The following is a 23,736-nucleotide window of genomic DNA, read 5'->3' on the forward strand; positions in this document are numbered from 1 at the left end:
TCTCCTTATCACCAGGGTTGAATTTTTTGGAAAATATCAAAACCGGACTGAAAGAAATCGGTTACTGTTTTTTCAGGGTCGGGATAAGAAAAGACATCTTCTAAAGCCAAGAAAAATTCTTTTTTATCCGGTTTAAAAATAGCTTTATCGGGTTGTAACAAGGTCGCATTTTCTTTCAGGTCTTCTATAAACGGGTAAGGCATGGCATAAAAAGCGGCTTGAGGGGAACTGATATCTCCCGGCCAAAATCCACAAGCATACATCTCTTCATCCAAAGCTTTTCTCATTACTTCATTTTTGAGAGTCGTCGGGATTAATTTTCCATTAAACACCATACAACTCAAGTCCATTTTTCCAAAATAATACGCCGGATAATGTACTTTTCCATGGAAAGGAGCTAAATAAAGAGACATCACTTTATAAGCAAATAACAGACTCTGAAGCCATTTCCGTATCGCTATTTTATCATAAGTATGATGTTTTTCATCTCTATCCAAATCAACAGGTTCATAAAAATACTGGGCTTTGACGCCAATAGATGTAGGTGACCCCATTTGTTCTAAAGCATTATTAAATTGTTTATAAAAATCCGCAACACTTAAACCGTCTTCTAAAGGAATATCTACCCTCTTTCCTTCTCCGTTCCGAAATTCCACCTGATGTTGCCGGAAATCGAAAAATATGGAAAAGGCAGAATTATCGCCGGGAATCAAACCCGTTGTAAGTCCATCCGGTAACAGATAAAGTAACACATGCGCCCATTCCGGACGGGTTGTACATCTTTTTACCTTCACTTTCCCTGCCAGTTGTAAGAATAAATGTATCGTATCTGCTGTATCCTGCCAATCCGGATAATTTAAAAATGTATTTTCCATGCCTTTTCCTTTAACTATTCATTTTATATCCTTTTTGTAGCTCCCTGAACGTCTTTACGCTCTATTCATTAAACTCCCCTGAGGCAAAATTGTTCCTTTCCTTAACTTTATTTAATGCAGACTGCTACTTGTCCGAATAGGTTTATAAGGAATGCTCTTTCTACCTCTTTCAAGCAGGCCAGAGCATTGATCGATATAAATTCAGACTTCTGATTAAAATCAACCTTCCCTACTCAAAGCAGAAAAACAAACCGTACTTTTCTTTTTTCAAATTATCTAAATAATTCGTTATGTTTGTATATCGAACCTTATCGTAAAAGTCGTATGGAAAAATCAAAAGTCTATTTCACAAACTTGCGGACAAGTCCGAGCAGTAATTTACTCGATAAAATGGAAAAGCTAGTCAAAAAAGCAGGCATTTCCACGATTCCTTTTGAAAATCAATTTGTAGCTTTGAAAATTCACTTTGGAGAACCGGGAAATTTGGCTTATCTCCGTCCCAATTATGCTGCCCGTATGACTCGTTTACTACGTAGTCTGGGTGCAAAACCTTTTCTAACAGACTGTAATACGCTTTATTCGGGACATCGGGCCAATGCCGTAGACCATTTAGAAAGCGCTATGGAAAACGGTTATAACCCTATCTCCGCACAATGCCAAGTCATCATAGCGGACGGGTTAAAAGGTATCGATTACCAGGAAATTGAAATCAAGGGGGAGTACTGTAAAGCGCCTAAAATCGGAGCAGCTATCGCCGAGGCTGATATCATTATTTCCCTTAATCACTTTAAAGGCCACGAACAGGCCGGTTTCGGAGGAGCCTTGAAAAATCTGGGTATGGGCTGCGCCAGTGTAGGGGGAAAACTGGAATTGCATTCCGCTTCTCAACCGACAATTACCGAAGAAAACTGTAAAGGCTGTGGCATTTGCATCAAACATTGCGCTCATCAGGCGATACATTTTAAAGAAAACCATATTGCTCAAATCGACTATAGTCAATGCGTAGGCTGCGGTCAATGTATCGCACTTTGTCAATATGATGCTGCCACAATAGGAAGCCCGGATACTGCCGAACGCCTTAATTACAAAATTGCAGAATACACAAAAGCCGTATTAAAAGACAAACCTCACTTCCACGTCAGTTTTATCATGAACGTTTCTCCAGAATGCGATTGCTGGAACCATAACGATGCCGCGATTATTCCGGATTTAGGCATATTGGCTTCCTTCGATCCGGTAGCCTTGGATAAAGCTTGTGCCGATCTGGTCATTCAAGCGCCCGTACTTCAAGGAAATAAATTAGCCGAAGCCCACCCGCACGAACAGCTGGAAGGGGTAGACAAATTCCATCTCATTCATCCCGATACCAATTGGCTGGCCGGTCTACAACATGCCGAAAAAATCGGAATCGGAACAATGAACTATGAATTGATTCACGTCTAATGGTAAAAAAGAAAGATGAATGAAAACCGCCCAAGGGGACGGACCTTTTTGGCGGTTTTCCTGATATATAAATGTAAAAAAATAACGATACATCGTATCTGGCCAAGGTTTTCCTTGCAATTCACTGTTAAATCAATATTCCCCAAGCTTTCTCCAAAAGTCAGAATCAGAAAGGTTTGTTCTGTCAAATCGCTTCCGAAAAAGTACCTACTTCCTTAACTATCTATACATTACGAACTGCTTTTACTAAAAATTGAAAAACCACACAAAAGGTCCGTCCCCTTGGTGTGGTTTTAAATAGAATTAGAAAGGATCACCACCAAGGATCGTAAACTGTAATTTTAGTATTCCGATATACTTCCATTCGTTTATATTTTTCTGGTGCATTTAGCGGAATAATATAGAAAGCACTATTAAACGTCGTAGAACTTTCCGTATCCCAATCGATGACAAAGGGACCTTCTGTCAAATAATTCATGCTACGTTCCAGATCTTCCGTCTGCCCGTTTTTAGCAGCACTGTTTATAATATTGGAAGCATTGTTATTTCCTGTATTAATAGCGTGGTGGGAAACGGTATACTGATAATTGGCATTCACAGCCAGTTCCGACCGCCAAATAGCGCTATAAGCTTTCCCCGAAGAATTTTCATATTCCAGGGAAGTATATATATAAGAAAGATCCTTAGAAGAATTTGTACCCAAACTAATCCGGTAAGCTTTCAATATACGGCTACCGTAAGATGTCAAAATGGGAACCAATTTATTATAAGCCTCTATCTGGTCGGCAGAAGCTTGCTTATCCAGGAAATCGGCTGTTAAATTCAAGGCATTAAACAGCGGATTATCTTCTTTACTCGCTTCTGCCTTAAAATAATCAGCCACCGGTTGGCGGGTCTTAAAGTTCTCTTCCTCTCCGTATGTCGTACCATATTCATTGGTGACATAAGCTCTTACATAATAAGTAGTATTCGGGTTCAAAGGAAAGAGCTGAAGGGGTTCGAATTTCAGATGTTCTCCGTCCACCCCTTCTGCCATCACTTTATTTCCTGCGATAGTCGGATTATGCGCAGTGCCCCAGCAAATACCTGCTTCAATAATAGGAGCATTCAACAATCCGGTACTCGTCACTTCTCCCCCAGCATAAGCCCGGTGAGCCGTAATATGAGCAGAAAGTTGAGTAGAAATAATCGCTTTATAACTCAACGTCGTCACACTTTGAATTTCCCCATAAACCACGCCGTTTTTATTCCTTGCATAGGGACGTACCTGATAAGTAATACCTTGTTCCAATCCTTCCAGCTTATAGCTCTTTTCTCCGTCTCCTTCACCCAGAACAACTTTTGTATCTTCTAAAGTAGGTACAGCTACCTCCCCATATACGAAACCATATTCCAGTATAGGCAAGGGGGTTCCTGAAACAGCTTTTACGCTCACCTGAAAAGATTCTCCCCGGATATCGTCAATACTTGTAATTTCCACTGCCGGCTCAGGAAACATTTCAGTCATAAAATACAAAGATTGCGCATAGACCGTCCCTCCGGTGTAAGAAACATAAGCACGGCAAACGTATTCCGAATGATCAATCAATTCTTCCAACATACATTTTAAGGTCCCCACTTTCCCGTCTACTTTTACTTTTCCTGCATTCTCCAAGGTCAATTCTCCTTCCACGGCTGAGCTTAAAGCATAAACAAATCCCCGTTCTGTAATTTCCGTCCCTCCGTCTGTAAACACCTCCGCTTTCACGATTGCAGAAGATGTCTTTACGTCCGTAACGGACACCATAGCAAGGGTCGGGCGTCCTTTTGCCAAAGTAACACACCATTTTTCATCCCCGTATTGTACACCTTCGTTCGTATAGGCATAAGCCCTTACATAATAAAGAGTACCTTCCTGCAAACCGTTCATTTCACTCAAAAATTCTCCTCTGCCCTTGCCATCCGACGTATGGGCGTCTGTTACAGTAGGATGTTCTGCCGTACTCCAACACACTCCCCGTTCCCCAATTTCTGCTCCTCCGGAAATTTCCCCTCCGCATAGCGCAGAAGTATACATTACATTTTTCAACAAACCGGTCTGGATAACCAAGGCTCCCTGAATCTCCTCGTCTTCCGAACAAGAAGATAAAATTCCTAAAAAACCGACTACTAACAGTAGACCTAAAATTTTTATATGTTTCATACCTCTATCCTTTTATACAAATTACTGTTTCAACTGACCTGCAATAAACAGTTCTTCCCGTTCTACCCGGAAAAGTCCTCCGATATTTCCGCTCAATCCCGGGGTTTTATTTTCCGCCCAATCTACTTTAAACGTATGAGGGATGATTTTCGACTTCACGACCTGACTCCAGTTATCGGCATCCCCGTAATTAGAATATTCCAGACCACAGAATAAATCAGGCAGTTCATATATATATTCCTCATAAATAAATTCATTGGTAGATCCCGTTTGTTCCCGATCGGTAAAAGTAAGGGTACCATCTTCGTTTACGTCGTACGGATAATGCCATTTTGCCGTAAAAGTCTTTCCATTGCTTTTATTTTCATACGTCACACCGAATTCCATAACCGGTTTTCCGCTTAAAGCGTCCATAACAAACTTGCAATACATTTCCTGAATATAACGGCTTCTTTCCCCCAGACGATTATAAGCAGGGGTATAGAGTTCATTCATAAAAGAATCGGACAATGTGCCCTGCATCGTATTCGCATTTACATACAATTGGCTAAATGTCTGATTATATCCGAAATGCAACGGATACGGAGGAACTTTGTTGTCAAATATCTCATAAGTTTTACCCTCAATTTCTACCTGATAAGCTTCTCCATTCCATTTCAATCCCTTAAAAGTCATTCCATCAAGCTCAACAGGTTCAAAAAAATGGACATCGCTGGCAAAAGCCTCTTGTGTCAGACTGTTAAAATCCAGATAGGAACCAACTGTTTTTTCCACCAGATTATTCTCCTTGTCTATATAAGCAAAATCGGTTTTACGGGTATTGGGTTTGACCAGATACTTTGTCTCTCCCACCTCAATGGTCGGAAAGCGGACAGCTTCCAGGTAATCGGCATGTTTTTCAAGAACCGTCTTCAGTCCTCCTTCGGAAGCTTTCACTGCTTGCTCTGGAGTAGCCGGATCCATACGGGCCAGGCAATTATTAAAATTCCCTTTCAGATTCAAGCCTCCGTTATCTTCACTTACAATCCGGAATTCAAAATCAGATCCCAAACCTTCTCCTTTTGTTCCTCCGATGATATTATTATCCGGATCTGCTAAAAGATGCAAATAACTATATGTTTCAAAAATTAAAGAAGGGGCCAATAAAGCTTTTAATTGCCAGGTCGATCCAGAAGGGACAAGAGAAGTTTCCCCTATACCGCTATAAGTAGCGTCCATATCAGCCAACATGGCCACTTTTCCTTCTTCTGTAAAAGACATCCAAAAACGATAAGCACCCTCTTTCTTTGTATTTATAGCTAAAAACCAACCATTCGGGGCAGCCAATATCGTCTGCCGATATTCTTCTTCTGTTTTTTGTAAACGATCGTCGGGATTCTCCGAAAATACATTGTCTTCCATCTTATCACATCCCAGTAATAAAACAGATAATATAATAAATATATACTTTTTCATACCTAATTCCGAAATTACGATTCATATTCTTCGTTCAACACCCGGTCCAAAGCTTCCTGTACCATAGTTACCAATCCTTTTTCCCCATCGTGGTCATAAAATTCAATTCCCCAGATATTTTTCAAATAATTGATAACAATTGTCTCTTTTTGTCTCATCGCCTCTGCCGGATCGTAAGCATATTGTCCGGGAGAAGCAGCATTCACATACATTTCATGGGCTTTGGCGATTCTTTGTTCCCACCAATCCCGGCCATATACGGCGATGCGAGAGATCATTTCGGCAAAATCTTCGTCGGCCTCGCTACAGGCATAACGGCTGACAAATCCCAAAACCAAAGCCTCTTCTTCATCCACATTATTCCAGGAAGAAGTATACCCGGCAGGGGTAATCTGTTTAAATTCTTCCGGGTACATAATGGTCTGATGCAATGTATGTGCAAACTCATGGTGTACGGTTTTCATAATTTCCTGAATCAATTCCTTATCAGTCGGTGTAAACCGATTTAAGCGGAAAAGAGTGATCTTGCGTCCCCCTTCAGCCTGTCCGACAACAATCGTTCCATCGGAATTATACATAGGACTTCCTACCAATACATACTTTTTAGGAGAATATAAACGGATAAAATCTTCTCCGGCTAAAACTTCGTAAGGCTCTATCCACACATGCTTTACAATCTGCATCACAGGAATTACGACGTCCTCTTTTACAGGAACCAAAGTTTTATTTAAATCCAATTCCGACTGGTCCCATCTGTACTTCACTTCCATATTGTAAGGAATCGTAAAATTCTTCAGTATCCATTCGTCTATTTCATTCGGCGTATAATCCTCTCCTCCCAATCCATGTAAATACTGATCGGGGGTAAACTTTTCCTCGGAACATCCCCAAACTGTCCATAGCAGGGCGAGGCATATCAAATATTTTAATTTTTTCATAATTCCGATATTAAATTGAATGATCTTACCATTTTTTGCTCAGTAAATTTTCCCGGGGATTTAAAGCGACTCCTGACAGTACAGCCGTTTCAGGAATTTCCAATACCCAGCGATCATCTCCCGGATAAAGCGTATTTTCATCGCCAGTGTTTGTCCGGTGGGTTACCGGTATTTTATACCTTATCAAGTCCCAATACCGGAGTCCTTCCCACATAAACTCATTCCGACGGAAATCGAGAATACAGAGGATCAAAGATTTCTTTAAATCGGACCAAGCAGCAGAACCATAAGCGTTGTATTTTTTCATAAAATGTTCTTCATTTTGAAGAGCTGTGGCATAAAATTTAAGCAAAGAAGCCTCCGTAATCACATGCGCATCTTCCTTATAATCTAAAATCCGCTGCCGGCAAAATACATTTAAATCTGCAATCGCTGCTTCGTAATCATCCAGCATAGCATAAGCTTCTGCCCGGTTTAACAATACTTCTTCGTTCCGGAAAGTCGGAAAAATCGTATAAATCTTTCCCGAACTCGCATTGATATCTGTCTTGATAAATAATTCATAAAATTTCGGGACATAATAATTTTCGTCATTATGATAGGTGCGGTAAGCCCAGCTACCTCCTGTTACATTAGCAGCTTTTTTGTCCAATGTGACCGCCAAATCGTCCGCAGTGGTACCATATCTCCAGCTATTGGCATAGCGGGACATCCGGCATACCATTTCTGTCAATAAAAGATTAGACATATTACTGGAAGCCCCATAAGCGATTTTAATTTCCGAGGAACCGGAAGCATTGGCATAGGTTGTTAACCAGGGTTGAAAATTATTCTTAGCATATATGGTAGCCTGATCGGTTACCGCCACATTTTTTGCTCCTTCTTCTCCCACAAATTCTGTCGGTCTCGGGAATACTTTATTGGCATGGACGATCACATTATTCCAATCCCCTTTATATAAATAAAAACGACTGGCAAAAGCATGAGCTGCAGCCTGTGTAAAATGATAGCGGGGGACAGAATAAGTCGCATCCGGTCCGATCTTATCTATCGACTCGACAATATCCTGTTCGATTTTCTCATACGTTTGGGCTACCGTTTCCCGATCGTACTGGGCTATTGCTTCAGTTTCCGGTTCCGTTACATAGGGAATCCCCGGGGAATCGTTTGCCCCCTTCCATTCATAAAATTTAGCATATAAAGAAACCAGAATAAAATGTGAAAAAGCCCGTATTATTTTTGCCTCGGCAACATAAGGTTTTTGTTCCTTCGGCATTCCCATCTCTTCCGCTGCTTTTAAAGCATGATTTACTTCTGCGATGCTAAAATAAAACTTCTGCCACAAATATGTGGGTGTGTCTTGCTGATCATCCGTAACATCCCGCCAGAAGAAAGGATCCGTATTCGAAGCATATTCTTTGTTTCCGGCACCTTTATCCGTTACAAAATCGACTCTGGAATTTAACGTTGCTGCATAAGAAGCTTTTGGATAAGCATCTGCGATCAATTTAGCCAATTTAGACGTAGAGTCGATTTCAGTTCTGTCATCCGGCACTTCGTCCAAAAAGTTATTACAACCGGTTAATAAAATAAGTCCACCGGCAAGGATATTTCTGATATATTTATTCATAACTGTATTTTTTAAATACACTTTCATTCGATTCTTCTTTATGATAAGCCGTTTTCTTAAAATCCGATATTCAAAGCCACGGTAAATTGACGGGCTAGCGGTTGGGCAACACCACCGGTATTATAAAACTCGGGATCCTGTCCGTTGAATTTTTTATCGGCATAAATCAACCATAGATTTGACCCGGCAACCGTTAACGTCATATCACTTAATATTCTAGTCTTTTCTAAAATATATTTAGGTAATCTGTAAGTTAAAGAAATCGTCTTTAACCGGACAAAATCCCCTTTTGCTACCCGCAGGCCAGTATAATTATAAGCACTATAGGCATATTTACTAGACAATCTGGAAACTGTCATGGCGTCCGGAATAGAGGGGACATTGGTATATTTTTCGTCACCCGGATGCATCCATCTGTCTTTAAACACTTTTGACATGGCATCCAATTCCGTATACCTTTTCTTAAATTGTCCGTCTAAGCGCACTTTGTTACCAGCCTGAAAAGTCAGAAACACATTTACAGACAAATCTTTCCAGCGGAAAGTATTGGACCAGCCTCCGGTATAGGTAGGATCCACCGGACCTTCGTATTTCAAATATTGCAAATTTGTACTCTGAAAATCTATCGTTTCAGCAACTTCTCCGTTTTGATCTAAAATTAAAGGTACGCCTGTATCCGGAGTCAATCCACAAAACTGAATGGAAAATAAACTTCCTACAGGATAACCCTCCAGATTTCCTCCCGTAGAGCGTATCATATTGTTGATAGAAGGTAAATTTTTAGAATTCGTAATTTTAGTTTTCGTATAGCCTAGAGTAAAATTAGATTTCCAACCCCAGTCTTTCGTCCGGATGGGAGTAATGCCGATAGCGATATCAAAGCCCGAGGATTCCATATCGGCATAATTCGCCTTTTTACTTATCTTTCCTCCGATGCCTGACGTTTTCATCGTAGCGATCAGGTCAAAACTATTTCTTTTCCAATAATCAAAAATAACATCCAATCTACGATTGAAGAGTCCCAGATCAATTCCCAGATTCAATACATGGCCTTTTTCCCAAGTTAAATCCTTATTTTCCAAAGCATCCATCGTAATGACAGACTCGTGATCTCCGGCCGTGGGACGGTTGGTCGTCCCGTCCACAAACTTAGCAGAAGCAGAAGCGGAACTGTTCATAGAGGCCGTCAGACCGTAAGAAGCCCGTAAAGACAATTGATCCACCCATTTTACCGGCTCCATAAAATGTTCATTACTGATATTCCATTTAGCACTGACGTTCCAGGTGGGTAACCAACGAGCCGTCCGGCTTTTTCCCAAAGCATTGGTTCCGTCATACCGGACCGTACCGGAAAAAATATAACGGGCATCATACCCATAATCTGCATTGTAATAAAAAGCGACAAAACGATCGCGGGTCGTCCCCATGCCATAATAAGGGAAATTACTCTCGATCATCATTTTCATAATACGGTAATCTACCGATACATTTCCCCCTTCCTCGTACTGATATCCATACCCGGTGTTATTAAACGCCTGACGATCGGCATACTTCACTTGTATACCTCCAATCATATTCAATTCATGAAGACCGAATTTTTTATTAAACTTCAAAGAATTCCTGACGTCATAACTGGTCAACTGATCTTCGGTCCGATTGTAAAATCCTCCGTAAGGCAATACGGAAACGGGTTCTGCTTCGGGATGATCCGGATCCTTATACAGAAAATTATTGTTTTTCCGAATAGTGGAGTTATAATCGGCCCGATAAGCCTCCGCCATATTGGATTTCTCTTTGATCATATGTTCCCGGTCGGATTTCACATAACGGACAGCTCCTGTGAATTCATACCGAAGTCCCTTTACAATTTCCCAGCCTAAATCTACCTGAGCCTTTACATCCACCATCTTCAAATGAATTGAATTATTTCTCAATTCGTGGATAATATTAAAAGGGGCATAATTGCGGGTAAAAAATTCCAGATTTCCGTCCTCATCGTAACAAGTCATTGCCCGGCTGGTATTCAAAGCATAACTGAAGGGATTGATATCGAAATCCCGGTCGTACGTTCCTTCCACCGTATTGCTCCGGCGGGACAAAGCTCCGGGAGCTTTCTGGTCGCGAACAGAGCCGATCACCTGCAGCCCCAGATTCAAATTATCCGCCAACTTCAGATCGTTACGTATATTGGCCGTATAACGGCGTACTTTGGTTCCGATACTCCAACCTTCATCGTTCAGAAAACTCAAAGAACCGTAAGTACGGCTTTTCTGATTACCTGCAGAAATACTGATAGAATGTTCCTGTTGCAAAGAATTCCGGAATAAAACTTTAAACCAATCCGTATTAGCATTGGCATAACGGCGTAAAAACTGACGGCGGGCTTCTACCGTATTCAGTAATCCGAATTCTCCGGTTTCCGGATCATACGTATTGATCAACTTATACATTTTCCCGTAAACGCCGGAATTAGCATCATTTACCAAGTCAGAATTCAGAAATCCCTTCCTTTCTAATTCGGCATAAATAGACATCTGATCCCCCGAGTTCAAAATATCGTAATCAGCATAAGTCGGCCGGAACTGGACGGTGAAATTTCCGGAATATCTTAAAATCGGACGACCTTCCACTCCTTTCTTCGTCGTCACCACTACTACGCCATTCATAGCCCGAGCTCCATAGAGAGCGGTAGCTGCCGCATCTTTCAAAATGTCAATACTCTCAATATCGTTTGCATTCAGGCCGGCTACAGCTGAGCCCAAAAGAGTAGTAGGGTCCCCACTGGTCAATTCGTCATTGCTCACACTGACGATATCTTCATGCACAACGCCATCAATTACCCACAAAGGTTTATTCTCTCCCGACAAAGAAGTGGCGCCACGCACCCTTACTTTAGGAGCTGCACCAAAAGTACCGGATACGTTCTGAATACTTACCCCCGCCACTTGTCCTTCCAACATACGACTCACATCCACAACTCCTTTTTGAGCGATATCTTCCTGCTGAAGCTTAGTAGAAGAACCGGTAAATGTCGTTTTACTGATACTCCGATAACCGGTCACCACCACATCTTCCAATACCTGAGCATCGTCTTCCAGCACTATGCTCAAAGGTTTATCCGGAGTTGCTGTCACTTCTTTACTCTTCATGCCCACAAACGAGAATACCAGAATCATTGGCTTATCAGAAGGACAATCGATTGTAAATTTACCATCTAAATCCGTGGCTGTCCCCGTCGTCGTCCCTTTTACAACGACGCTTACACCGGGTATAGATTCCCCCTTGCTATCCCTTACCACTCCTGTAAATCGCTTTTTTTCCACCCCAGCCTTCAGTTGGGCCGCGATCTTCGCTTTCGTGATAATGATCAGATTATTGGAAATCTCATACTGATAACCGTCCCCTATAATTTTCTGAAGGGCCTTCTCTAATTCTTCTTCCTGAATCGAAAGAGTTACCCTCTGATCCGTATTTACGTTTTTATCATTAAAGAAGAAATAATAATCGGTTTGATTTTCCAGATCTTTAAAGACCTTACTGAGCAACTCGTTCTGACAATGGACAGAAACTCGCACTACTTGTGAAAAACCTAACGCATTCACATCGAATATGAATGCTAACATCAAAATCAGCGTTAATCTCATAATACGCAATGTCTTTTTCAGTAATTGCCCCCTGGGGATAGCAATTAATTGCTTTTTTTTCATAAATTTGTAATTAAGATCCAACATTACCTGTTGTCCTTCGTCCAAAAAGCAACAGGCGGTTATCTACCGGTGATTGCTCGCACCAATCACCGGTTTCATTTATTATTATTTAATATTCATTCTACGATTACAGTCTTCCCGTTCAGCCTAAAACGTACATCCACCGTTTTTTCTATTGTCCGGAACGTTTCTTCCGGCGATAAATTCCGGTCGATCATTCCTGTAAAAGTATACGCTTGGGCTTCCCGATTCCGGAAAAATACCGATAACCCATACCAACGTTCCATCTGAATCATGATATTTTCCAGAGACATCTTTCTAAAAACGAATTTTCCATTTTTCCAACCGATAAAATCCCGGTAATTCACTTCTTTCACACTGATTTTTTGCTCAGAACAACAGGCTTGTTGGCCCGGTAAAAGTCCTACTTTTTGATTTCCATCTTCTACATTCACTTTCCCTTTCACCAAAGTCGTCTCCACGCCCTTTTTTTCCGGATAAGCATTGATATTAAAACGGGTACCTACCGCTTCGACCTCTACATTTCCCACAACGACCCGAAAAGGATGATTTTTATCACTTTTCACCTCAAAATATCCTTCCCCTTCCAGAAATACACGACGTTCGTTTCCTACAAAAGCGACCGGATACTTCAGCTTACTACACGAATTCAGATACACCACACTCCCATCGGAAAGAGTCAGTTGATAACTACCCCCCACAGGCATTTCCAAAGTATTGTATTCCAATTGAGCAGAAACAGGTCCTTTTACTTCATACGACAAGGCAGAGTTAGATTTATGCCGGATAGCAACATCTTCGTGCACCACCAAATTCACAACCGAATCCTTATGGACCCGAATTACCTTTCCATCCGCAAGAGTTAAACGCACAGCAGAGGCATCTTCTATCTCCTTTTCCACTTTTGCAACCTTGGGCTGTGAGGTATATTTAGAATGATAAAAATAAACAGCCGAAGAAAGAATAAGTACCGGCAGTAACACCGCCGCCACTCCTTGAAAAAACTTAATATGCCGTTCTCTTTTCCCGATTGTAGCCCTTCGAACCTCTTTCCACATTTGCTTATAATCCGGTTCCCGCACCTGAGTCACCCGAGCCATACGTTTTAGCACGTCGCGGACTTCCGGAGAATCAGCTTTATTCCGATTTTCCCCTTGTAAAAGTTGCCATATTTGTTGAAATAATTCTTTCATCTTTCCTGATTTGGAATTTCATTACTCCTTCCGTTTCGGAACGGAATCCTATATAATGAACTCCAATCGATAAAAAGGGTGAAAAAATTATAAAAAAAATTTTAGAATTATGACGATGAGAATGGGAACTAACTCATCCAGAGAACATTCCTGAAAAGAAGTTTTTAACTTACGATAAGCAATTTTCACTTGAGTCTTTACCGTATTTATGGAAACATCCAGAGCAGTAGCTGTATCTGCATAACTCATGCCTTCCAGAACAGACATTATAAAAATTTTACGACATTCCTCGGGTAAAGAAAAAATTACTTTTTTGATCCGTTCAATTTGTTCAGAACAATCTTCCGGTGCATACTCTCCCCAAAATTGCTGCTCCCGGTTTAAATCCTCCGCATGTTTTTTCTCTATATTTTGATGACGAAAATAATTAAAAATATAATTTCGGACAGATTGTTTCAAATAATACTGAATATCATAAGCCGGATCAATTTGCTTCCGATGATTCCATAAATACACAAAACTTTCCTGCACGGCATCTTCCGCTATATCCCGGTCATTGACCAATCCCATAGCAATAAAAAACATCGCACGGGAATAATAACGAAAAATCCGCTCAAAGGCCTTAGCATCTCCTTCTATCAAGCAAAGTATATCTTCCTTCGTATCCATTCTTGATTTTAATTCACAAAGCCCCCTTTGTATAAATTTATAAATCTAAGATTATTTTTTCCCACTTATTTTTTAATAGACTGACCAGGCAAAGTTCGTTTATTTTAATCATAAAAATACAATATTTCTAAATAAATCTGACTTCCCTCCTTTATTTTATTCTTTTTTAAAGTTTGACAGTATCGATTCTGAGGGAAGGTTTAGAAATCTTTCTTAACCCTTTCTTTCGGATTTGCGTATATTTCTAAAACAATATAAAATGAAAAAGAAAACTCAAAAAATATGGACGATCATCGCTGCTGTCCTTTTATCTATTTTACTGTTATGGTGGCTTCTAGCTGCTACAATTATCGATGAAGACGAAAATATCGAAAATCCTGTCATCATCCAACAAATTGATTAATTTATAAAAATAATGCAAAATATATAATTTTAATTAATATCTTTATTGCATCTAATTTTCAATTTCTAAATGATGATGCGAAAAGATATTTTTATCCTTGTGGCTTTATTACTGTCAGGGAATGTGTATAGCCAAAAAACATCCTGTTCCAAAGATTATTCGGTAAACTTTGCTATACAGGCAGGTATCAGTACAGGTTTTATGTCTTCCGGAACAATCGACGGAATGAAATACGATGGAATTTATGGACTAAAAATGGATTTCCCTTTCCAAAAAAAATGGAGTATTGGGGCCGAAATTAATTATACGCAGTTAAGAACGGAAAATAAACACGATATACAGACACTCATTATTCCTTCTTTAGCAGAACACCCTTACAAACTTATTTTTAAGGATCAGGCTCTTATAAAAATAAATCTACATGCCTTATCCGTCCCTTTTTATGTAAAATATAAATTCAATGCTCAGCGAACCGCCGTATTTTTGGGAGGTTATTTTTCCGTAAACATCAAAAGAAAAATTTCACTTCCTACAACAATCATAGGAGGGACAACTTCATGGGAACCAGAAGGAGAGACTCAGAACCCCTCGCTGACTTTCCTTCCCGATATGCCTGAAGCCGATAAATGGGATGCAGGCCTTACATTAGGAATAGAACAACAAATTGTAAAGCAGCTCTTTATTATGTTGAGAGTAAGCGGCAGCTGCAAAGACATTTTAAAGCAGGCCGATTTTTATCCCAAAAAGCTTTTCCCTTTCCAAGCAAATCTTACACTCAGCTATAATCTTCTAAAATTAGGGAAACGCTAAAGCAAAATGTAAACAGTAATCTGAAATCTTCCTGCTTTCAGCCGACAGAGGATCAGCCTCCATTTATAAATGAACCTTCAATTCTGATTAAGTTGTCATCAGAACTGAAGGTTCGTTCATCAGTCAGTATTCAGACGGGCACTTAGCGGGTATGAAATACCACCAATTCTTCTTCCCATCAGAACATTCAAAACTATTTACTTTTTCTCGTCCTTTACACACCTCAATCCGATTCCCACTGTCCAACGGGCATTTGCCACACTAGCCGTTTTCAAGACCGGGCTCAGCATCAGGCCTTTATTTTGAGAAACGGTAGCTGTACTGGCATCGGTAGATGCCCACATATAGCCGAGAACACCGGTAAATTTACCATTAAACATTCTCTGTCCACCAATAGTACATTGGAATCCATCCGCCTCCAAATCTTCTAAGTAAACTTTATCATCTTCCCTTTTATAGGATTCCAAAAGTACATTTAATTCTTCCTGAGAAGGTACGTGATACCCCGGAGGACAAATTCCTTTCACTTTTTCAGCTGCACTTTCCCCTCCCAAAACAGTCGACCAGTTGTACAAATACCCATACGCTTTCACAGAATCCGCATCACTTTCCATCTTTGCATACCAGATACCGGTATCCTCCGCTGGATCGTCAGAAACAGTCATTCCAGCCGGAACATACCTCAAGTTCTCCGCCATCCAGCAACGGCCATCTTTCATCTTGACATTTTTATATATTTCCCCTTCGTAGGTAAATTCTGCCTTACAGGAATTTTCTTCCTGAGTGACGATCAACTCAACCGACGCCCCTCCAGCCCGAAATGTCAATGTGCCTGTATGGACATCTCCCACATTGGAATTTACCGTAACCACTACGATGGAATCTTCCCGGCTTCCCTCCGTCCGGCTCAAGCTTATCCAGCCTTCATCGGCAGAAGCCAAATCCAAGCTCCAATCTTTATTCGTATAGACTTTCACCTCAAATTCCTCTCCATTTTCGTCAATATTTTTTTCTCCCCAAGGACTGATCGCAATTTCTGCCGGTACTCCTTTTTGAGAAACCACAAAATATTTCCTCACTTTTTCTATACCGGTAATCACTTCATAATAAACAGAATCTTTTCGGTCGTTCTCTTCATTGGCAGCAATACTAAAAGTCAACTTAGCATCTCCGTCACCACTTCCGGGAACAGCACTGATCCACAAGGATTTATTTACCAATTCCCATTTCGTATTCGACATCAGATCCACTTCGAACACATTCTTCTGGAAGTCTATTTCCTTAGAAGACTCCGAAAGATTCAATACCGGAGACGCCGTTTCATCTTCTTCATCACAGCCATAAAAGAAAACTGAAAAAGCCGCCAGTATGATTCCGTAGTAAATGGTTCTTTTCATAGTAAAGTTATTTAATTTAATAGATTATTCCTTAATATTCATCTCTTCGATCAATCGCCCAGCCCCAGCGTATTTATCAATTACCCACAAAACAAAACGAATGTCGACACAGACGCATTTGTTGTATTCCGGATGAAAGTATAGATCTCCGGCCATGGACTCCCAGTTCCCATCATAAGCCAAGCCTACTAATTCTCCCTTAGCATTCATCACCGGACTCCCGGAATTTCCTCCTGTAATATCCTGATTGGTTACAAATCCCGTATATAGTTTTCCGGCCGTGTCTGCATATCTTCCCCATTCCCCTTTTTCCACCAAATCCAGAAAGCCTTCCGGCAAATCAAATTCAGGATCTCCCTTTACATATTTTTCGGGATAACCGGCAATCGTAGAATGAGAAGCATAGGTAACGGCATCCTTAGAAGAATAGCCCCCCACGTTTCCATAAGTAATCCGCATCGTAGAATTCGCATCCGGATAAATCGCCTTTCCTTGATTCATCTCCAACAAAGCCGCTGTATATTTTGTTCTCAATTCTGCTATTTTCTGACGGTTTTTCTCCAGATAATCCCGTAATTTATAATTTTTATCCTGAGCAGAACGGACGATAATATAAGCCGGATCTTTCACAATATCCTCCAAACGAAGGTCTTTGTTTAATTTGGCAAACAGTTTTTCTCGGCTTGCCAAAAAAGAATGCTCATAGACATATTCCGTCAATTTTTCATAATTAGAATCAAATTTTTTTACCAACTGTACGATCTCCGGGGCAATAAAATCAGGATGCATATTTTCTATATACAAACGCAATGCAGCAGCAAAAACTTTCCGGTCGACCTGTTCATTATAATCTTTAAAATAGTTTTCACATACCTTCCGGAGCATTTGACATTGGCTGCAATCCTTTTCCATTTTACAGCATTTGTCTTTCTTCATTCTCCCTTCCACGGCTTTAAACCGTAAGCCCAAACGCAATATATCCGAGCCGTTGATCATCGTCTCTTTGTGGTAAATATCCGCAGCAATATAAGGAGCCTGAAAAGCATAACATTCGCGCAATTCCGCTATTAAATCACCGTATTTTGACAAACGCCGGGAATCCGCTTTTATCCATTCTGTCAATTTTTGTTCCTCGGCCGTTTTCAAACCTACGACATCGTATTGACGGGTGTATTTCATCTCCCCTATGGCATATTTCCAATAATTACTGTTACCAAAATATTTAGATGCATACTGTAATTTCACTTCCGGATCCGCCTGCATTGCCTCCCGTAAAATAGCCAGTTTCACATCCCTCACTTTCACCATCGCCGGATCGCTCACTTCTATTTTTTCTGCCACACCAAAGGAAGGGGTGTAACGGGCCGTGGAACCCGGATAACCCAACAACATGGCATAATCTCCCTCCTTTAAACCGGCTACCGATACCGGCAATACATATTGGGGTTGTAAAGGCACATTGTCCTTGGAATACTTAGCAGGATTTCCGTCTTTATCCGCATATACCCGGTAGAGGGAAAAATCACATTTGTGTTGCGGCCAGGACCAATTGTCCGTATCCCCGCCAAAAGCGCCCAACATGGCCGAAGGTGCGCCTACTAACCGTACATCGGAATATACTTTATAGTAAAAAAGATAATACCGGTCCCCCCTCAACATCGGAACACAAGACAATTCATACCCCTTTTCTTTGTATTTTTTTTCCAACTCACTCCCTGCTCTCCGGGAAAAATAAGGTTGGTATTCACCCGGTTTATTATATTTAGCCAGTACTTTCCGGTATTCTTCCGTGACATCTTTCACTTTCTGCAAAAACATAACAGTTTTTCCTGGAATTACAATTTCCTCTTCGGCTCTTTTTGCCCAAAAACCATTTTTTAAATAATCGTGTTCCATCGAACTGATTTTCTGAATATCATCGTAAGCACAATGGTGATTGGTAATCATCAACCCGCTTTGGGAAATCATACTTCCCGTACAACTTCCGTAATCCAGAGCAACAATGGCATCTTTCAAAGAAGGTTGGGTCTCGCTGTAAATCTCTTCCGCAGAAAGCTGAACGCCTTTTGCCTGCATTGTCTCATAATTGATCCGTTCCATCAGGTTTATCAACCACATCCCCTCATCTGCCCATACCCTTACAGGACAACTTAACAAAAACAGAACAGTTATATATTTCAATACTCTTTTCATTTTTCTCAATTTAACCGAATTTTTACTCTATTGTTTTTCCCGGCGTTTTAAAAGGCAATTGCGCTTCTTTTTCCTCCACCCGTCCGTCCGTATAATGGATGGTCCATTTCGGAGCTTGCAACATCTCCCATATTTTTTCATCGTTTAACACTTCCTTTACATAAGTAATCCGGATGACAGGCGTATCCCCGTTCAAGGCTGTCTCATAACCCAGTATTCCATCGTAATTGGAGATAAAGCTGCCAAAATAAGGCAATCTTCTTTGAATCAGAGGTTTATCCAGACCCACATAAGGCAATTCATATACGGCTGTCGCCACATCCGATCCATATTTTGCCACATTTCCTTTAAAGGTCATTTTTGTCTGAGGAAACATCAGATTCAAAAAATCAGCCCGGCTAATCGTATCTATCTTCGCATCCATAGATACAAATTCGTAATCACAGGTTACTTTTTTCTTAACCCCTCCGTGCAGCAGGATTTCGAACTCTCGGGTTTCAACAATTTCTCTCAATTCTTTTTTATCAATCGGTTTATTGGCATCTATAAACAGTTTTATCTGAACGGGACAAGCATACTGGGAAATGATCCCGTAATACCCTTCCTTCTGCCGGAAAATATTGGATAAGAAAGTAACGTCCATCTTATCGAACAATTTTTCCACTCCGATGGTAATCACTTGCAATTTTTCCACTTCGGGAGAAGGAACTTTCAATTTCATTTTTGTCGGAGTAAACATCGCCTTCTCCACCTTTTCCTGAGTAGTCTCTTCCGGATTATAATATACCTGAACAGCAAAACGGTTGACGTAAGTCGTTACGCCATATACCCCGGGCACTCTTTTCATTTTAGCAGCAAAAGCTTTAGAGCTTCCATAACATTTTACTGTTTTCATACCATCCCGTTCAAACATTTCCAATTTTGACCATTTCGCTTCGTCTCCCCATTTTTCAGAAATAGTAGGCAATTCCCAATGAGAACCCATCCATACGGCAAAAAAGAATAATACAACAGTCAACACCACTGGTAACCAACGGAATCTGGGATTCCGGTTGATCTGAATGGCCTGACTATGACAAGCACCTACACATTCCCCACACAGCATACAATCGACATGTTTGACTGTTTTCAACTGAGCCACATCAATATTCATCGGGCAACGCTTTGAACAAAGTCCGCAATTATTACATTTTTCTTCCTTCCGGGTAATCCGCAGCAAAGGGAATGTATTGCTCTTATAATAAATGATCTCGTACAGATAACAAATAACGGCAGCAGCTCCCAATATCCAAATCCAATTCATCGGTAGTCCGGCATACCCGGCTATTATCCCCAATACCACCAAAACAATAAAGGTCAGCGTAAATTTAAAGATATTACTCAATGCTCCCAAGGGACAGACATATTTACACCAGAACATCCCGATAAACAAATTCCCGGCAAAAAGGACCAAAATAGAAATAATAGCCATCCAAGCAGTTAATTCCCCTTTAAAACCGGTGGCAAAAGCATAATAAGGATCGAAGTTTTTACAAAATAATTCACTGGAACGAATCGTCATGTAAAAAATGACAAACAATAAAATATATTTAATAGCTCTCAACAATTTATCCCCAACCGAGCCCGTTTTTACCATAAATCCTATTTTCATCTTTTTGCGCAGTTCATTCATCCATTCCGTCAGCGTTCCCAGCGGACAAACATAACCGCAAAATAACTTACTGAACAGCATCACCGCCAAAGCCAGTACAATTCCCATCGTAATCTGTACTACCGACATGCTGCAAGCCAGGGTATCAGAACTGATAAACGTAGCTAAGGACTGTAAACCTCCGAAGGGACAATAAGCTTCTACATCGGCCGGAGCCCCACCTAAAAATACTTTCAGGATAAAACCGGCAATGACTGCAATCACACCCAATTGCAATACATGACGCCACACATTATTTTTAATTTTTTTCATTAGGATAATTGATTTAGTATGATTTTGATTTTCTTTTATTTAGCATATCACAATTTAGAAAGCCAAGCCTATGACAGCCTGTATGCCTGTCCGTTCTTTATTTTTATATATTCCGCTGACAGCTTTTAAGTAGTTTACACGAGCATCTGCATACAAGCTCATTCCTTTTTCTCTATTCAAAAAGTAAGAATACCTCAAGCGGACATGTACCGAAAACTTATCACAAGTTAAAAACTCATATTCCTGCAACAACAAATCTTTCCGTTGTTTGTATAAATCGATATCGGGCCGCTCTTCCGGAGCTACGCTGTTCCGGTCCAATAATGTTCCACTGCCTTCTGCATAGCTTCCCCCGACACCACAATCTAACATACCTTTTTTGAACAGGAAATTTTTATTAAAGTCAATATACCCCTCCAGACTCTTTACTTCGTGTTTAAATTCGACAGGGAACATCCGGTATTTAACTTCCCGTATATATCCCCTTCCCCCCACAGTCATGTACCAGGAACTGTTATAATCCGTACGATTCCGGTAAAGCGTATAGTGGATATCCGCTTTTACAGCATCGATATCCGACTTATTTTTCCGTCCGAATTGTACAATCTGACTCGATTGATCGATAATAATAGAACGTTGAAGATTTTCAAAAAGAAGGCTCTTTGTAAAGTCTGCCGCTCCTTGTAAATGATGATCATATTTTTCTCCTGTTATTTGAAAAGCTCCGTCGTAATCGTAAACAAGGGTCTCGACTTCCCCGCCCCTGTTATCCCCGGCCTTGTTTCGGAAAATTTCTTCCTTTCCTTTTGTGATAGACAACTGATTAAAAAATTTCCACCGTTTTCCGTAGAATTCCATTTGAGCAGCTCCTCCATAAATATTATCACGGTATTCCCGTTCTATCGTTCCGGATTCTTTAATCACATCAGAAGTATAAAACCATAACCCGTCGAATTCAAATATCTCATGGTTTTGTCCGGTCCCATAAATCCGGATATCTACTTTTTCTGTTTTTCTGCCATAGATAAAATTTAATCCCAGATTCATCCATTTACTACGGTACATTATGCCCGGAGCAATGTGTAAGGACATATAGACATTTTTATTCCGGGCATCTCTCTTTTTAGCATTATTAGCCACTTCAAAATCCATTCGTCCTCCAATTGCAAAATGTCTACTCAACTCATATCCCACACCTCCGTTTACCCGGTAAAGTTCCAAAGTCTGTCTGCCGGGTGTAGAATCTGCCAGGAAAATAGGTGTCCGATAAGGATCCAACACACTAGCCCACGCTTTATTCTGCCGATGAGAATAATCAAAATCGAAATTTCCATAGAAATATACCTTCTTTATCTTTCGAAAAGACTCCGTATTCAACTTAAAGCAACCTTCCGAGGTGGATTCAAAAACATTCCGGTAATTTCCGTCCTGATAATCATAACCTAAACGAACCAACGAAAAATCTTCATTCCGGTTAAAAATCAAACCGGCCGAATTATACGAAACATTCCAAGGATTTGCCGTCCGGATACGCTCCATGCGATAAGCATATTTCTCCGATTCTCTCGTCTGTGCCTTCACCCCAGCGAATCCGGTAAATACCAGACTTAAAACAAGGATATATATTTTATTAACTTTCATAACACATTCATTTTATGAGTTGCTGACCTTTGTTTATTTCTTCAAGCTGGCTGGTTTTACTTCAAAATCTTCACTTGAATTATTTGTATCCCTATAAACGATTCTTCCTCCTTCTACACTTTCTATCTTCCGGACGACGGCTAAACCTTCATTCTGGTTCTCCATAAAAATAAACCCTGCATCTACATTTGTCGTCAACCGTTTATTGGCCTGAGCACGGCTAATTACGCATTCCACTCCGTCAATTACCCAATCCGATGGAATCATCAGATAACGGGTATTTACATTGGGTTTGGCAGGATCTTTCATGAGATTTCCCGGATCCCCCGCATATTCAGTAGCACTCGTGCCTTTTATCTTAAACAAAATCATAGCCGGTCCGGTCTGAGAAACACTAAAAGCAGTCGAGGTTCCTTCTTTCCAAAACTTTAAAAGAGGCACAACTCCCGGCGCCGGCACCTCTTCTTTTGTCAAATCTGCATCCCAGAAGGCATAATCAGCTACTGCCAGATTAACAGAATGACTAGCCCTCTGCTCATGATTGACAGCATTAATCGCCATAATGACTTCCTCTCCCGGTTTCAATACTTTAGCCGATCCGGCAGGAACTTGCCAAGCCAGATAAGCCAGCGGCAATTTATCCATTAGAGAACCATCCTCTTTTATAAAAGTGCTTCCATTGGCACTCGTCAAGGGGTTGACACAAGCAATACACAAACTATCCAGACTCGCCTCTTCCGAAGAATTATTATAAATGGAGATATAAGTATCTTTATTGTAATTATTTCCCATATCATCCAAACATCCGGCATAATATATTTCTTTGATAACCAACTGCGGTAAAACAGCAGAAATCAAATCCATGGAGTACAATTCTTTATTGTCTCCATTTTCCGGTGTCAGAATCATGTTTTCGATCCGGCCATTTACAATCCGGACTTCACTACCTGTATGATACTTTTTTTGAGCAATTGCCTCGTAAAACCCATATTCTACATTCGCAACAGCTATACCGGAAGCATCCGTCACCATATTATAAGTCAAACCGGTAGTTGTATTAAACAATTTTACATTTACCCCCGATTTATCGACTTGTTGTAATTCTTCCGGAAAAACCATTTGGATCCGTACGGGTAAACTTTCTTTTTCATCTTTCAAACAACCGATACAACACAGCATTAGAAAAAGAGTTATTATATAATATGTCTTCATCATC

Annotated in this window: 16 protein-coding genes; 3 read left to right on the forward strand and 13 right to left on the reverse strand. The window is 40.5% G+C overall.

Going from position 1 to position 23,736, the window contains the following annotated elements; all coding sequences use genetic code 11:
- Window positions 1–8 precede the first annotated feature (8 nt).
- Window positions 9–875 carry a DUF5996 family protein gene (locus HMPREF9449_RS10860; protein WP_009137309.1) on the reverse strand — a complete coding sequence of 289 codons (867 nt, stop codon included), beginning with the start codon at window positions 873–875 and terminating at the stop codon, window positions 9–11.
- 324 nt (window positions 876–1,199) lie between these two features.
- On the opposite strand from HMPREF9449_RS10860, the gene HMPREF9449_RS10865 reads away from it, so the two are divergent.
- A complete protein-coding gene (locus tag HMPREF9449_RS10865; protein WP_009137310.1) occupies window positions 1,200–2,318 on the forward strand; it encodes a DUF362 domain-containing protein in 1,119 nt (372 codons plus the stop codon).
- A gap of 313 nt (window positions 2,319–2,631) precedes the next feature.
- On the opposite strand, the gene HMPREF9449_RS10870 is transcribed toward HMPREF9449_RS10865, so the two are convergent.
- From HMPREF9449_RS10870 to HMPREF9449_RS10900, 7 genes are all read right to left on the reverse strand, one after another.
- Window positions 2,632–4,500: a fibronectin type III domain-containing protein gene (locus HMPREF9449_RS10870; protein WP_009137311.1), complete on the reverse strand. Its 1,869-nt coding sequence runs from the start codon at window positions 4,498–4,500 to the stop codon at window positions 2,632–2,634.
- Window positions 4,501–4,521: 21 nt separating this feature from the next.
- Window positions 4,522–5,955 (reverse strand): DUF4302 domain-containing protein, encoded by a 1,434-nt coding sequence (locus HMPREF9449_RS10875; RefSeq protein ID WP_009137312.1) that lies wholly within the window; start codon window positions 5,953–5,955, stop codon window positions 4,522–4,524.
- Window positions 5,956–5,969: 14 nt separating this feature from the next.
- Window positions 5,970–6,893, reverse strand: coding sequence for a putative zinc-binding metallopeptidase (locus HMPREF9449_RS10880; protein ID WP_009137313.1), 924 nt, complete (start codon window positions 6,891–6,893; stop codon window positions 5,970–5,972).
- Between the two features lie 25 nt (window positions 6,894–6,918).
- Window positions 6,919–8,523 (reverse strand): RagB/SusD family nutrient uptake outer membrane protein, encoded by a 1,605-nt coding sequence (locus HMPREF9449_RS10885; protein ID WP_040611823.1) that lies wholly within the window; start codon window positions 8,521–8,523, stop codon window positions 6,919–6,921.
- A gap of 56 nt (window positions 8,524–8,579) precedes the next feature.
- Window positions 8,580–12,230 carry a SusC/RagA family TonB-linked outer membrane protein gene (locus tag HMPREF9449_RS10890; protein WP_232211417.1) on the reverse strand — a complete coding sequence of 1,217 codons (3,651 nt, stop codon included), beginning with the start codon at window positions 12,228–12,230 and terminating at the stop codon, window positions 8,580–8,582.
- A gap of 116 nt (window positions 12,231–12,346) precedes the next feature.
- On the reverse strand, window positions 12,347–13,444 hold the full coding sequence (locus HMPREF9449_RS10895; protein WP_009137316.1) for a FecR family protein: 1,098 nt from the start codon (window positions 13,442–13,444) through the stop codon (window positions 12,347–12,349).
- A gap of 87 nt (window positions 13,445–13,531) precedes the next feature.
- Window positions 13,532–14,113, reverse strand: coding sequence for an RNA polymerase sigma-70 factor (locus HMPREF9449_RS10900; protein WP_009137317.1), 582 nt, complete (start codon window positions 14,111–14,113; stop codon window positions 13,532–13,534).
- A gap of 259 nt (window positions 14,114–14,372) precedes the next feature.
- Between HMPREF9449_RS10900 and HMPREF9449_RS16715 the strand changes: the two genes are divergently transcribed.
- On the forward strand, window positions 14,373–14,516 hold the full coding sequence (locus HMPREF9449_RS16715; RefSeq protein ID WP_009137318.1) for a hypothetical protein: 144 nt from the start codon (window positions 14,373–14,375) through the stop codon (window positions 14,514–14,516).
- Window positions 14,517–14,588: 72 nt separating this feature from the next.
- Window positions 14,589–15,326 (forward strand): outer membrane beta-barrel protein, encoded by a 738-nt coding sequence (locus HMPREF9449_RS10905; protein WP_222704618.1) that lies wholly within the window; start codon window positions 14,589–14,591, stop codon window positions 15,324–15,326.
- Between the two features lie 197 nt (window positions 15,327–15,523).
- On the opposite strand, the gene HMPREF9449_RS10910 is transcribed toward HMPREF9449_RS10905, so the two are convergent.
- Genes HMPREF9449_RS10910 through HMPREF9449_RS10930 form a run of 5 tightly spaced genes read right to left on the reverse strand, consistent with a single transcriptional unit; the run spans window position 15,524 to window position 23,732 of the window.
- A complete protein-coding gene (locus tag HMPREF9449_RS10910; protein ID WP_009137320.1) occupies window positions 15,524–16,723 on the reverse strand; it encodes an FISUMP domain-containing protein in 1,200 nt (399 codons plus the stop codon).
- Window positions 16,724–16,747: 24 nt separating this feature from the next.
- Complete coding sequence (locus HMPREF9449_RS10915; protein ID WP_009137321.1) at window positions 16,748–18,916, reverse strand: S46 family peptidase; 2,169 nt, start codon at window positions 18,914–18,916, stop codon at window positions 16,748–16,750.
- Between the two features lie 22 nt (window positions 18,917–18,938).
- Window positions 18,939–20,879, reverse strand: coding sequence for a 4Fe-4S binding protein (locus HMPREF9449_RS10920; protein ID WP_009137322.1), 1,941 nt, complete (start codon window positions 20,877–20,879; stop codon window positions 18,939–18,941).
- A gap of 54 nt (window positions 20,880–20,933) precedes the next feature.
- Window positions 20,934–22,520 (reverse strand): DUF6850 family outer membrane beta-barrel protein, encoded by a 1,587-nt coding sequence (locus HMPREF9449_RS10925; RefSeq protein WP_009137323.1) that lies wholly within the window; start codon window positions 22,518–22,520, stop codon window positions 20,934–20,936.
- Window positions 22,521–22,553: 33 nt separating this feature from the next.
- On the reverse strand, window positions 22,554–23,732 hold the full coding sequence (locus HMPREF9449_RS10930; protein WP_222704619.1) for a DUF4876 domain-containing protein: 1,179 nt from the start codon (window positions 23,730–23,732) through the stop codon (window positions 22,554–22,556).
- Window positions 23,733–23,736 lie beyond the last annotated feature (4 nt).

This window comes from Odoribacter laneus YIT 12061 (assembly GCF_000243215.1).
Lineage (GTDB): Bacteria > Bacteroidota > Bacteroidia > Bacteroidales > Marinifilaceae > Culturomica > Culturomica lanea.